The sequence below is a fragment of the Pseudomonas xionganensis genome (assembly GCF_009763245.1).
Classification (GTDB): domain Bacteria; phylum Pseudomonadota; class Gammaproteobacteria; order Pseudomonadales; family Pseudomonadaceae; genus Aquipseudomonas; species Aquipseudomonas xionganensis.
Genome location: NZ_WKJZ01000001.1, coordinates 2,535,985 through 2,549,171, shown reverse-complemented (window position 1 = coordinate 2,549,171; position 13,187 = coordinate 2,535,985). Strand labels below are relative to the sequence as shown.

Below are 13,187 nucleotides of genomic sequence, written 5' to 3'. Positions count from 1 at the left end.
GGCATTTTTGTTCTCAGCTGGGCTCAGTTTTTCGCGATCAGGTTGCCGGCGTGCAGGCCGCATTCTTTTTGCGTGGCTTCCTCCCACCACCAGCGACCTTCGCGCTCGTGCTGGTTGGGCAGCACCGGGCGGGTGCAGGGCTCGCAACCGATGCTGATAAAGCCGCGCTCGTGCAGGGGGTTGAAGGGGATTTCCAGCATGCGGATATAGGCCCAGACTTCCTCGCTGCTCATCTGCGCCAGGGGGTTGAACTTGTACAGCGGATTGCGCTCGGTGGAAAAGGCCCCATCGACCTCCATGGTCGCCACCTGGCTGCGTGTGCCGGGGCTCTGGTCACGGCGTTGGCCGGTGGCCCAGGCCTTGACGGTACTCAGTTTGCGCTTGAGCGGGGCGATCTTGCGTACCCCGCAGCACTCGCCATGACCGTCCTTGTAGAAGCTGAACAGGCCCTTTTCCTTGACCAGTGCCTCAACTGCCGCCGCTTCCGGGCTGAGCACCTCGATGGCGATGCCATAGTGCTCGCGTACCTGCTCGATAAAGCGGTAGGTCTCCGGATGCAGGCGGCCGGTGTCCAGGCTGAACACCTTGACGTTCTTGTTCAGCTTCCAGGCCATATCCACCAGCACCACGTCTTCGGCGCCGCTGAACGACAACCAGAGTTCGTCGCCGAACTGCTCGAAGGCGAACTTGAGGATGTCCTGGGGAGACTTGCTGGCGTAGAGCGTCGCCATCGCGGCGACATCGAAGGGGTGGCTCATCGGGCTGTATTCCTGATTATGGTGACGTCTGGCGTCTTGTGCGGCGATGGTAGCAAAAGCCTGTTATGCGGCTAAATAACGATGTGCAGCAGTAACCCTTTGTTTTGGCTATAAGCGCCGCGTTGCACTGCCAGGGGCGAGCGGCTAGAGTGCCGCCTTCTCTATTGAAGTGGCGTGAGGAGTGTCCTGTGGAAATCGCGTGTCTCGACCTGGAAGGCGTACTGGTCCCGGAAATCTGGATCGCCTTCGCGGAAAAAACCGGTATCGAGTCGCTCAAGGCGACCACCCGGGACATCCCCGACTATGACGTGCTGATGCAGCAGCGCCTGCGCATCCTCGACGAGCATGGCCTGAAACTGCGTGATATCCAGGAAGTGATCGCCACCTTGAAGCCCCTGGAAGGCGCAGTGGAATTCGTCGACTGGCTGCGCGAGCGCTTCCAGGTGGTGATCCTCTCCGACACCTTCTACGAGTTTTCCCAGCCGCTGATGCGCCAGCTGGGCTTCCCGACCCTGCTGTGTCACAAGCTGATTACCGATGAAACCGATCGGGTGGTGAGCTACCAGCTGCGCCAGAAAGACCCCAAGCGCCAGTCGGTGATTGCGCTCAAGAGCCTGTATTACCGGGTGATTGCCGCCGGTGATTCGTACAACGACACTACCATGCTCAGCGAAGCTCATGCCGGTATTCTGTTCCACGCCCCGGACAATGTGATTCGCGAGTTTCCGCAGTTCCCCGCCGTGCATAGCTATGCAGACCTCAAGCAGGAATTCCTCAAGGCGTCCAATCGTCAGCTGAGTCTGTAACCGGCTAAGTGCTGTGAAAATAACCGCAAGCCCTGTGCTTGCGGTTTTTTATTGCCTGCCATATGTGGGCGTTCGCCTCAGGGCGTCACCATGGGCGATTAAAGGTTACGTCGGCAGTTTTCAGGTCTGCTGTTCGGCGCGGTAGGTCGAGGGTGACCGCTTCTGCCAGCGTTTGAAGGCACTGCGCAAGTCGGTCATGTCGGTGTAGCCCAGGCTGCAGGCAATTTCTTCCACACTCATATGCCTGATCTTCAGGTTCTCCAGCGCCAGGCTGGTGCGCACCCCGATATCGCGTTCGATCAACTCCTGGCGTAAGTAAGTGCTGTTCATCACCGCATAGCCCAGCAGGCCATGGGTGTTGACCACCAGGCGCTCGCCCAGCAGCAGGTCAAAGTGGCCGGTGCTGTGCTGGTGCGCTGAGCGTGATCGGGCAGGGGCCGCAGCTCTGCTCAGCGACCCAGTTGTTCCAGGGTATCGAGCAAGACTTTGACCTTGGTGATGGACTCCTGGTACTCGGCCTGCCATTCGGAGTCTGCGACGATGCCGCCGCCGCCCCAGCAGCTGATCTGACCGTCCTGGGCCAGCAAACTGCGGATGGCGATGGAGCTGTCCATCTCCCCGCGCACATCCAGATACAGCAGCGAGCCGCAGTACAGGGCGCGGCGGGTCGGCTCCAGCTCGTCGATGATCTGCATGGCGCGGATCTTCGGCGCCCCGGTAATGGATCCGCCGGGGAAGCTGCCGGCGATCAGGTCCAGGGCGTCGCGGCCCTCGGCCAGTTCGCCGGTCACCGCGCTGACCAGATGGTGCACATTGGGATAGCTTTCCAGGGCGAACAGTTCCGGCACCCGCACCGAACCGATACGGCAACTGCGTCCCAGATCGTTGCGCAGCAAATCGACAATCATCAGGTTTTCCGCGCGATCCTTGCTGCTGGCCAGCAAGTCCCGGGCCTGGGCGGCATCTTCGCCGGCATCGGCACGGCGCGCCCGGGTGCCCTTGATCGGCCGGGTTTCCACCCGTCCCTCGCTGATGCGCATAAAACGCTCCGGTGACAGGCTGATAATGGCGCCGCCGCCGGGTAATGCCTGAAAACCGGAAAAAGGTGTGGGGCAGGCGGCGCGCAGTGCCTGGTAGGCTGCCCAGGTTGAGCCTTGGTAGGGCGCGCGAAAGCGCTGGGCGAAGTTGACCTGATAGCAGTCGCCCGCTCGGATATAGGCCTGGATGCGTTCGAAGGCCTGACGATATTGCCACTCGCTCAGGTCAGCGCTGAAGGGCGCCAGCAGACGAAAATCGGTGGGCGTGACAGGGGCGCCGGGCTGCATGAATAGCGCCTGAATGCGCTGGCGCTCGGTCGCAGCCATGGCCGGATGGAACATCAGCTGTGAACAGCGGCGCTCATGGTCGGTAATCAGGGCCCAGGCATACAGACCGAAGCGCGCATCGTCCAGATTCAGATCATCCTCGGCCAGGCTGGGCAGTTTCTCCAGGCGGCGGCCAAAGTCATATCCCAGGTAGCCAATCAGTCCGCCGACAAAGGGTAAAGCCTGGTCGCTGGGTGCGCAGGCCTGGCCCAGTGTAGACAGGGCGTTACGCAGGCGCTGGAGGAAGTCGTTGGCCGATTCGGCGGGAGCGGGTGCCAGTGATGCCAATGGCCAGGCGCTGAGAAGGTCATAGCGTCCACGCTGTGCGTCGGGCCGGCCAGCGTCCAGCAGTACAGCGCCAGGTGCCTGGGCGATGTGCTGGAAATAGGCAGCCGGATCGGGCTGGTAAGGCAGGCTCTGTACTAGGCAGCTGGGCATCAGAGGGGGTTCGTGGCGATCTGGAGGGCGATTGTAGAACGTCGCCAGCATTCATCCTAGAGCTTGCGCGTGGGTTTACTCGGGCGCCGTCTGCTCATTAGTATGGAGGCAACCCGGGCGTTGCATGATGTGCAAAATAATAACTATTACGGGATCAAGGCCTTGAATGATTTACCCGATCAGGCTGCCGACAGCCTGCTGCGCTCGAAGCTGACGCCACCTCAGGCTTCAGTTGATTACCTGATTCGGCCCCAACTGGATGCTGCCATCTCAGCCAATCCCCATGCGCGGGTGCTGCTGATCTCGGCCCCGGCCGGCTTCGGCAAGACCAGTACCCTGGTGGCGCTGGCTCAGGCACGTCAGGCCTCGGGCAGTCAGGTGGCCTGGTTGTCCCTGGGCGCAGAAGATGATGAGCCTGCGCGCTTTCTGCAACAGCTGGTCGACGCCCTGGCACCTTGTATTCCAGGGGTGGGGCGCGAAGCCGTGGCGTATCTGCAGAACACCATGCAGGTGCCGGTGGCGGCCGTGATGGAAAGCCTTCTGGTCGACCTGGCGCAGCTGGATCGTCCGCTGTTGCTGGTGCTCGATGACCTGCACCTGATTCAGGACAGTGAATTGATCACTGCGCTTAACCGACTGATCAAGTTTGCCCCCCCGACCCTGACCCTGGCCATTGGCAGTCGTTCCCAGCCCAGCCTCAATCTGGCCACGCTCAGAGCCAAGGGCCTGCTGGTGGAAATTGGCGAGCAGCAATTGCGCCTGAGCAAGGCGGAAACCGCCGCCTACTTGGCCCGTGCCGGGTTGGAGCTGGATGCAGTCGCCCTGGGCGCAATCTACAGCCAGACCGAAGGCTGGATGGTGGCCGTGCATCTGGCCAGTCTATGGCTGCGCAATCAGCCCCAGGCCAGTATGCAGCTCGCCGAAATGGGCACCGATCAGGCAGCGGTAGGGGCCTATTTGCTGCGTGGCGTATTCGAGCAACTACCGGCCGACAAGCAGGAACAGCTGCTTTGCCTGGGGGTGGCCCAGCAGCTGAGTGGCGAACTGGCCGGGGCCTTGTGCGGGCGCACCGATGGCCAGGTGCTGCTGGAAGAGCTGGAAGCCCTGCAGTTGTTTCTCTTGCCTCTGGATCGCGAGCGCCAGTGGTACCGTTTCCATAACCTGTTTGCCGACTTCCTGCGTGGCCGTCTCAAGGAGCGCGACCCCGAGCGTTTCAAGCAGCTGCACTTCAATGCCAGCATGTGGTTTACCAATCACCATATGCAGAATCTGGCCATCGAGCATGCCTGCCAGGCCGAAGATCCCGAACTGCTGGCCGCGCTGCTCGATGGCTGCGCCCTGGAGCTGATCAACCGTGGTCAGCTGCACCTGATCTACAAGTGGCGTCAGCAGGTGCCCGACGCGATTGTCGAGCGTTATCCGCTCTTGGTGCTGGTGGATGTCTGGACCCGGGCGGCTGAGCTGGGCTTGGCTGAAGCCAACCGCCTGCTGGATGAACTGCTGCAACGCTGGGGACAGACTGGCAGCAGCGGGCCGCTCAACGAACAGCTGCTCGCCACCCTGGCTGTCAAGGCGGTGATCGCCCTGCAGAAGGATGATCTGGCCAGCTGCGTGGCTCTGACCCGCCGGGTCGAGCAGCATCTGGGGCAACATAGTGCTTTTCTCGAAGTGGCCATTCTGATTGTCGGCGCCCTGGCCAACGTGATCATGGGGCTGCCGGAGGCCGGTCGGCGCCTGTTGGCTCTGGCCCAGCAGCGCAATCATTTTCTCGAAGGGCGTTATCTCGGCATGCAGCTGGCCAATGTTGAGATCCTGCTTTGTCTGGAGCAGGGCCAGGTCAAGCAGGCCGAGCTGCTGTTTGGGCAGATGCGTGCACGCGTCCTTCCCTGGTTCGCCGAACGGGCCCGAGCGTTGGTGCTGCCGACCATCAGTGAAGCGCTGATCGCCTATCACCAGGGGCGCCTGGAAGGGATCGAGGAGCGCTTGCGCTGGGCGTTGGCCACTGTGGATGTCATTAACCCCATCGATCTTTATGCCCAGGGCATGCTGTGCCTGGCTCGCACCCAGCGTATGCATGGCAATGCCAAGGAATCCTTCGCCACCCTGGTGTTGATGCAGAACCTGGCGGCACGCAACCAGTCCTGGCGTTTCTACGCTGCGGCGGTGGCCGAGGAGGTGGGGCAGATTCTCCAGGAACCGGCCGGCGATCGCCTAAAGCGCGCCGAGCAGCGCTTCAAGGCCGTGGAGTGGAGCAAGCTGGCCGAGCACTATCAGCATATGCACTGCAATCCAGTGCTCTGGGCCCAGGGTCTGACCCGTATTCGCCTGCAGCAGGCGCGCGGCCATTACAGCGAAGCCTTGCATGAAATCACCCAGCTGCGCGGCATGCTGCTGGATAACTGGCATGGTCTGCAGCGTTTGCGTCTGGACTTGCTGGCGGCCCTGAGTTACCAGCGCCTGGGTTATCAGGAACGGGCCCAGGGGCTGCTCCTGCAGTGCCTGGTCGGCGCCGAGCGCGAAGGCTTGCGCAGTCTGTTTGCCGAAGAGGGCGAAGCAATCCGCCAACTCCTGCAACTGCTTGAAGCCGCCGAGCGGCAGCCTGCACTGCAGGGGTTTATTCGTACCTTGTTGGCCAGCTGGCCGGGTAGCGCCGCCGGACCGGCTCAGGAAAGCCTGGATGAGGGCCTGACCGAGCGCGAGCGCGAGGTGGTCTGCCTGGCAGCCCAGGGCATGTCCAACGAGGAAATCGGCCAACAGCTGGCCCTGGCCCTGGGCACGGTCAAATGGCACCTGCACAACATCTACGAAAAGCTCAAGGTGCGTAATCGCACCCAGGCCATTCGCCGCGCCCGTGAATTGAGGTTGCTGGAATCATGACGAACCAAGCCTCTGCAGCGCCCAAGACGCTGCCCCTGTTGCCGACCAAGCTGTACCCCACCGACACACAGGATCGTCCGCTATTGCCGCGTCAGGTCCTGCTGGACCGTCTGTTCGAGGCCCGCAAGCAGCGGCTGATCATGCTCAGTGCGCCGGCCGGGTTCGGCAAGAGCACGGTGCTCAGCCAGTTTCGTCTGCGGTTACAGCAGGACGGGGCCCTGGTCGCCTGGCTGTCCTGCGATGAGTCCGACAGTGAACCGCAGCGCTTTCTGCAGTACCTGATTGCGGCCATTGCCTTGCAGCTGCCCGGCTTCGGTCAGGGCACCAAGCAGCTGTTACGCAGCGAAGTGAGCCTGTCCAATGACACCTTGCTGGAGTCCTTTATCGACGAGCTCGGCAAGGTCGAGCGCGATCTGTACCTGATGTTTGATGATGTCCACCGCATCCGGCATGCCGAACTGGGCACGTTGATTCATTACTTCCTGACCCAGGCGCCGGCCAATGTGCGGATGATTGGCAGCAGCCGCTATCAGCCGAGTTTTCTTGAGGCGCAGTCCGCTGATGCGCCCTGGGCGCTGTGGGTCAAGGCCAGTGATCTGCGCCTGACCCGCGAAGAAACCCGCACCTATTTCCATGAGCTCAAGGGCATCGACCTGAGCGACGCCGAGCTGGCCCAGTTGCATGGTCGTACCGAGGGCTGGATCACCGCCTTGCATCTGGTGGCCCTGGCGTTGGCCCGGCACCCGGATCGCACGGCGTTTCTGGCTGGGCTGTCGGGTACGGAGCGGGATATCGCCGACTACCTGGCCGAAGATGTAGTCGATAGCTTGCCGGCCGATCAGCAGCGCTTTCTCGATCAGACCTCGGTACTGGATGAGTTCAATGCCGAGCTGTGCAATGCCCTGACCGGCCGCACTGATGCCGAGCAGATGCTGCAGCGCCTGCACAAGGAGCAGTTGTTTCTGATTGGTTTGGATGAGCAGGGCACCTGGTTTCGCTATCACCACCTGTTCGCCGAGTTTCTGCAAGGGCGACTGGCGCGCCAGGGGGATAGCGGCAATCTGCTGCATGCCGCTGCCCGCTGGTGTGAGCATCATGAGCTGTATGACAAGTCAGCCAAGTATGCCTTGCGTGCCCGTGACTACAGCTTCGCCGCTGGTCTGCTCGAGCGTCAGGGGGCCAATCTGATAGCGGCTAATCGGGTCTATGGCATCCTCGCCATCCTCAAGGATATTCCCGCCGAGGTGATGCGCGAGTACCCGGTATTCCAGATCTTCTATGCCTGGCAGCTGGCTTTCGAGCAGCGTTATGCCGAAGCCGAGGCGTTGATCGAAGATGTCAGCACCCGCCTGCTGGAGGGGCGTGGGCAGCCGATCCATTTCGGCTTGGCCATGCTGCTGGCAGTGGCTCAGGTGCTCAAGGCGCTGGTGCTGCTGTATCAGGACAAGCTCGAAGCCTGTCTCAAGGTGGCCCGGCACTGGCTGGCGCTGGTGCCGGATAATCAGCCGGTGTTTCGCGCCAGTCTGTCTTGCGTGCAGGCTGCTGCCTTTGCTCTGTTGGGTGAATATGGCAAGGCCGGAAAGTCGATTGCTGTGGCCGAGGACAGCCTGCGCCAGCAAGGCAGTGCCTATTTGCAGGCGGTGGTCAGCCTGATCCAGGCACTGATCTGCAAGGAGGTCGGCCAGCCCGAGCAGGGTTGTCAGCAGGCCGAGCGCGCACGGGCCGAGGTGGAGCGTGTGTTCGGACGCCGCAGTCGGGTTGGTGGGCCGCTGGCACTGGCTTATGCGGACCTGCTCTACGAGCAGGATCGGCACGCGGCCATTCTGGCCGAATTGCCTCTGGCCACCACCTGGCGTGATGTGGCAACGCCGATTGAATTGATCAGTCGCGGCAAGTTGGTGATGGCCAGGGCGCGCTTTTTTGCTGGCGAGGCCGAGCAGGCGCTGGTTGAGCTGGATGCATGGCTGTCCGGTCTGCAAGGCTCCGGGTATGAGCGGGTGTATGCCCTGGGGATGGGCTGCAAGGTGCAATTCCTCTTGTGGTTGCGCCGCGCCAGTGATGCCGAACGCATCTGTCTACAGATGCAGCAGCATCTGGCGGTGCTGCCAGCCGGACGCTTTGCCGATGCGGAAATGGCACAGGCTCTGGCCGAGGCTCGCCTGGCGTTGACCGAACGGCGGGCCGACAAGGCACAGGCTGTATTGGACGCCTGCCTGGCCAAACAGACGGCGGAGCACCATCGGGACCGTCGCTTGCGTCTGACCTTGTTACTTTCTGTGGCGCACTGGCGCAAAGGTAACAGCGAAAAGGCCTTTGCTGCGCTGGAGAAAACCCTTGTCGATGCCTGGGGCAGTGGTTACAGGCGTCTGTTTCTGGATGACGCCTTATGGCTGCTGCCGCTGCTGGATGCCTGGCTGGAGGCAGAGCCCCAGCAGCTGAGTCTGTGGCAGGGCTTGCGTGAGCAGTTGCGGGAACAGTGCCGCAGACTCAATGTAGACTCCGAAAAAATTGAAGAAAATCAGGATGTTAGTCATCGGGAACGGGAAATCCTGCGATTTGTCGCGGCGGGTCTGTCAAACCGTGACATCGCACAGGCTGTGCACTTGTCTGAGGCCACCATCAAGTGGCACCTGCATAACCTGTTCGCCAAGCTGGGTGTGCGCAGTCGCACCCAGGCGGTACTCAAGGGCAAGAGCCTGGGGTTGTTGAGCAGCGCGTAAAGTTGCCATCCCTTGGATGGGCTGGCAGTGAGGGGGAGGGTCAGTAACTTAGGCTCCAGGACGAGAAGCTACGGCTTCACGATTCCAGCTCGGTGCGACTAGGGAAGCAGCACCGAACCTGGTAGGAGGCGCGAGCCGCTGAAGTTGTGGATAAGGGACTTTATCCATTGCGTGCCGGGAACACCCCAATAGTGACCTGTGGAGAAAACAACAATGAAAACCCTCAAGCAACTGGCTCTGGCTACCGCTGTTCTGGCTGTTCCGTTTATGGCTCAGGCCGAAATGCAGGCTCTGGATGATGGCGCTCTGGCAACCGTGACCGGTCAGGACGGCATCAGCCTCTCCGGTAGCTTCAACGGCACCATTGGCAGCCTGGTCTACACCGATAACGATGCCAACGGTGGTTCCCTGCGTATGGAAACTGTTGCTTTCAATGGTTTCAATATTGATGACAACGCTCCGGTCATGGTTGACGTCGTCACCAACGGCAGCGGCACTCAGCAACTGCAGATCAGCCTGCCGACCATCACCGGTCAGCTGAGCGTTGGCGCCATCAAGGTGGGTGATAGCTCTGCTGCCAGCATCGGCTCCCTGGCAGTGAACGACATGAACATGGCAGGCACCACCATCAAGGTCTGGGGTCACTAAGTTCAAGCGGTAACCTGTTATGGCAAAAGTCTTATCGACTTGCTCTCGATAAGACTTTTGTCTTTGCCGCTGTGCCATTTCTGGTGTCAGTCTGCGGGCTGTCGTGGCACGACGTTAAACATTGCCCCCGGCATTTTTTTGCGACTCGGAGTTTGCTAGGCGCATGATCGAAATTCTTGTGGGCAGCCTGATTGGTGTGTGGGGCTTTACCGAAGCGGTGGAAACCAAGGCACCTGCCCCCGGTACCGTCAATATCACTCAGCCCGTTACGGCCATGCCATTACGGGAGTCAGTGGTGATTGAACCGCTGAGCCAGCAGCAGTTTCGCAATGTGATTCGCCAGGCCTATGACTACAGTTGCGGGTCTGCGGCATTGACCACGTTGCTGGATTATTTTCTCGGCAGAAACCTGGAAGAGCGCCAGGTGATGGAGGGGCTGCTGCAGTTCGGTGAAGCCGACAAGATTGTCGAGCGCCGTGGTTTTTCCCTGCTGGACATGAAGCGCTTCGTCACCGCGTTGGGCTACAAGAGTGGCGGCTTTCGCGCCAGCTTCAATGATCTGGATGGTCTTGAGCACCCGGCCATCGTGCCGATCGAATACGCCGGGTTCAAGCACTTCGTGGTAGTGCGTGATGTCTACAACGACCATGTATTTGTGGCTGACCCGGCCCTGGGCAATATCAGCTTTACCCGTACCCGCTTTGAAGAGGTCTGGGATCAGAATGTGCTGTTCGTGATCTTTCCCAATGGCAATGAACCACCCAGTGCCCTCGCGCTAAGCGAGCGTGATTTGCGTCTGGTGGATGATCGGACGGTCAGCCTGTTGGCCTTTCGCGAGTTTCCCCAGATCACCAAGTTTATTGATAACCAGGCCACCGAGTTGGGTTCAGGTGGCGACATCCAGTACATACGTCGCAAGTAATTGCCCGGCATAAAAATAATTATTGGGGGCTGTGCCAATGAGGGTTGTAAAGGGTATTTGGCTGGCCACGTTGATGTGGGCAGGCTCTACGGCCGTGAATGCCGAGCAGGCATCGGTGGAGCAGGCGCGTGATGCCCTGAGCAAGCAGGAAGACGATGCCGACAGTGCCAAGGCTCTGGAAGAGGTATTCCAGGCTGCCGAGAAGAGCTACACCCTGCTCAAACAGGGGGAGCGTACCCTGACCTACGGTTTCGACTACTCGCTGGTGCGCGATACGGTGATCGAGACCGTGCGCACCGGCAATAATGTCTTCAGCGTGGTAGGCCAGAGTGAAGCGCAGCACACCTTCACCAACTCCTTTACCTTCGATTACGGCGTATGGGACAACCTGACTTTCAGCATGCGCCTGCCCATGGTGGCCAAGTACGATACCGAGCGCGAGCTGGACACCTATAGCCTGGGCGATATTTCCGCCAGTCTGCGCTGGCAGCCCTGGAATGCGGCCCGCGGCAAGCCAGTGACCACCCTCTACGCCACCCTGGGTCTGCCCACCGGTAACAGCCCCTACGACATCAACTCGCAAACCGATCTGGCAACTGGGAGTGGTTCCTACAGTCTCGGGGTAGGGGCCAATGTCTCGTATCTGATCGACCCGGTCGTGCTGTTCGGCTCCCTCGGTTATACCTACAACATGCCGATCAAGGATATCGGACAAGTACGCGGCGGCCGCTTGCTTGAAGAGGTCGATCCCGGCTCCAGTTTTTCTCTGAGCATGGGTTTTGCCTATGCCCTGTCCTATGACGTGTCACTGGCTACGTCCTACCAGATGAGTCACTCGCTCAAGCCGACCTTCAGCTTTGCCGATGGCGAACTGGAGGGCAGGGGGCAGACCAGTGCGGTGATGAATTTCTCGCTTGGGCTGCGTACCTCGCCGGAACGTATCGTCAACGTCAATGCCGGTTTTGGCATGACCGAAGATTCACCCGATGTGCTGTTGGGCTTTTCCATGCCCTTGGACATCAAAGGCCTCAAGACGCAATAGTCACGGGTGATGAGCGAATGAACATTTCAATCTCGCCGCTGGCTCTGGCGGTGGCATTAGTGCTGCTGCTCGCCACGAGCAGTGCCCAGGCGCAACTGGCGCAGAACCTGACCATCGGCAATCCCAAGGCCATGGCCCTGGGCAATGCGGTGACCGCTGACTTCACCGGCATGGACTCGGTGCACTACAACCCTGCGGCATTGACCAAGCTCAAGGGGCGGCAGACCACAGTCAAGTTCATCACCGGGATCATGGATATTCGTGCCGACTTCGATGCACCGGCGGATTACGGCAGCAACTTTATGGGGCTCAAGGGCGATAGTGTGGCCAACTCCAGCAGCAAGGCCAGTGCCGCCATGATGTACCTGCCGGGGCTGGGTGGCGCCACCGAACTGCCCGTATTGTTCGCCCCCCTGGCGGGGTTGTCGATCAACCCGCCGGGTTCCAAGCTGACCTTCGCCACCAATATGTATACGCCCCAGGCACTTGGCTTTGCCCGTGAGGATGATGATCCGGCACGTTATCAGGGCAAGGAATTGGTGATGCAGCGTCTGACCTATTTCTCGCCGTCACTGGCCTATCAGGTCAACGATGAACTATCGGTGGGACTGTCCGTAGGTTTCTCTCATCAGGCCATGGCCTTGAACCAGGATTTTCGCGCCCCGGGGATTCTTACCGGCTTTGTTGGCGTGGCCCAGGATGCGTTGTGCATCGTAGATGGCAACCCCTTCGAGATCTTTCTGAATATCTGTGGCGGTGAACTGGGGCCCTTTACCGATATTGCCAATATCGATATCGATATGCAGCAGACCCTGTCGCCAACCTGGAATGTGGGGTTTCTCTGGGAGCCCAATGACTGGTTCGCCTTGGGCGCCGTGTACCAGAGTGAAGCCAAGATGCGCCTGAAAGGGCGCTATGTGGTGGACTACTCGAAAGACTGGCAGGGTTTCTGGCAGGGACTGGATGCGTCCTTTATCGGGTCTGTATTCAGCAGCCTGACCCCGGATGGGGTATTCGACAAGGAAGTGGGCAATGTGTCGATGAACATGACCTACCCGGCGCATTTTGCCGCCGGTTTCAAGGTCAAGCCCCATTCGCGCTGGCAGATCAATCTGGATGTGAAGTGGACCGACTACAAGGTCTGGGACCAGTTCGAGCTGGAGTTCGATCGGCAGCTGGATGTGCTGACCATCGCCAAGCTGTTCTCGCCGCAGAATGCCACGTCGACCAGCATCATTCTCGATCGTGGCTACGAGTCGGTATGGAGCTGGGCGGTGGGGGTGGAATATCAGGTCAACGACCGCCTGAGCCTGCGCATGGGCTATGAGCCGCGCCCCTCGGCGATCCCGGCGAACAAGGCCGATGTGCTGGCGCCTCTGGGCGATGCCGAACTCTACGGTCTGGGGCTGGGATATCAGTGGGACAAGGACACCGTGATTGATGTCGGCTTCAACTACCTGGTGAGCAAGCAGGACATTCCGGCGCGCTCCAGTTGCAACGTCAACTGCTCCAGTATCGACAGCATGGTCTACAACCCCTACGCTGACCTGGATATTTCCACCAGCGTAAAGGCCTATGTACTGGCGCTGACCTATCGCACGACTTTCTAGGC

At 60.3% G+C, this 13,187-nt stretch carries 10 protein-coding genes; 7 read left to right on the top strand and 3 right to left on the bottom strand.

What is annotated here, in order from left to right:
- Window positions 1-23: 23 nt before the first annotated feature.
- A complete protein-coding gene (locus GJV18_RS11835; protein WP_160345651.1) occupies window positions 24-758 on the bottom strand; it encodes a phosphoadenylyl-sulfate reductase in 735 nt (244 codons plus the stop codon).
- A 188-nt stretch (window positions 759-946) separates the two neighbouring features.
- Between GJV18_RS11835 and thrH the strand changes: the two genes are divergently transcribed.
- Window positions 947-1,564 carry a bifunctional phosphoserine phosphatase/homoserine phosphotransferase ThrH gene (thrH, locus tag GJV18_RS11830; RefSeq protein WP_160345649.1) on the top strand — a complete coding sequence of 206 codons (618 nt, stop codon included), beginning with the start codon at window positions 947-949 and terminating at the stop codon, window positions 1,562-1,564.
- Window positions 1,565-1,684: 120 nt separating this feature from the next.
- On the opposite strand, the gene GJV18_RS11825 is transcribed toward thrH, so the two are convergent.
- A complete protein-coding gene (locus GJV18_RS11825) occupies window positions 1,685-1,930 on the bottom strand; it encodes a helix-turn-helix domain-containing protein (protein WP_160345647.1) in 246 nt (81 codons plus the stop codon).
- An 83-nt stretch (window positions 1,931-2,013) separates the two neighbouring features.
- A complete protein-coding gene (pabB, locus tag GJV18_RS11820) occupies window positions 2,014-3,366 on the bottom strand; it encodes an aminodeoxychorismate synthase component I (protein WP_160345645.1) in 1,353 nt (450 codons plus the stop codon).
- Between the two features lie 162 nt (window positions 3,367-3,528).
- On the opposite strand from pabB, the gene GJV18_RS11815 reads away from it, so the two are divergent.
- The 6 genes from GJV18_RS11815 (at window position 3,529) to GJV18_RS11790 (ending at window position 13,185) form a co-directional block, all read left to right on the top strand.
- A complete protein-coding gene (locus GJV18_RS11815; RefSeq protein WP_233280090.1) occupies window positions 3,529-6,243 on the top strand; it encodes a LuxR C-terminal-related transcriptional regulator in 2,715 nt (904 codons plus the stop codon).
- Window positions 6,240-8,963, top strand: a complete 2,724-nt coding sequence (locus GJV18_RS11810; protein ID WP_160345641.1) for a LuxR C-terminal-related transcriptional regulator — start codon at window positions 6,240-6,242, stop codon at window positions 8,961-8,963. Before GJV18_RS11815 ends, GJV18_RS11810 begins: the two co-directional genes overlap by 4 nt.
- A gap of 213 nt (window positions 8,964-9,176) precedes the next feature.
- A complete protein-coding gene (locus GJV18_RS11805) occupies window positions 9,177-9,611 on the top strand; it encodes a DUF6160 family protein (RefSeq protein WP_160345639.1) in 435 nt (144 codons plus the stop codon).
- 163 nt (window positions 9,612-9,774) lie between these two features.
- The gene (locus GJV18_RS11800; protein ID WP_160345637.1) at window positions 9,775-10,533 is read left to right on the top strand and encodes a C39 family peptidase; all 759 of its coding nucleotides are present in this window, start codon (window positions 9,775-9,777) and stop codon (window positions 10,531-10,533) included.
- A 37-nt stretch (window positions 10,534-10,570) separates the two neighbouring features.
- Window positions 10,571-11,575, top strand: a complete 1,005-nt coding sequence (locus GJV18_RS18660; protein WP_407692341.1) for a transporter — start codon at window positions 10,571-10,573, stop codon at window positions 11,573-11,575.
- A gap of 17 nt (window positions 11,576-11,592) precedes the next feature.
- Window positions 11,593-13,185: an outer membrane protein transport protein gene (locus GJV18_RS11790; RefSeq protein ID WP_160345635.1), complete on the top strand. Its 1,593-nt coding sequence runs from the start codon at window positions 11,593-11,595 to the stop codon at window positions 13,183-13,185.
- Window positions 13,186-13,187 lie beyond the last annotated feature (2 nt).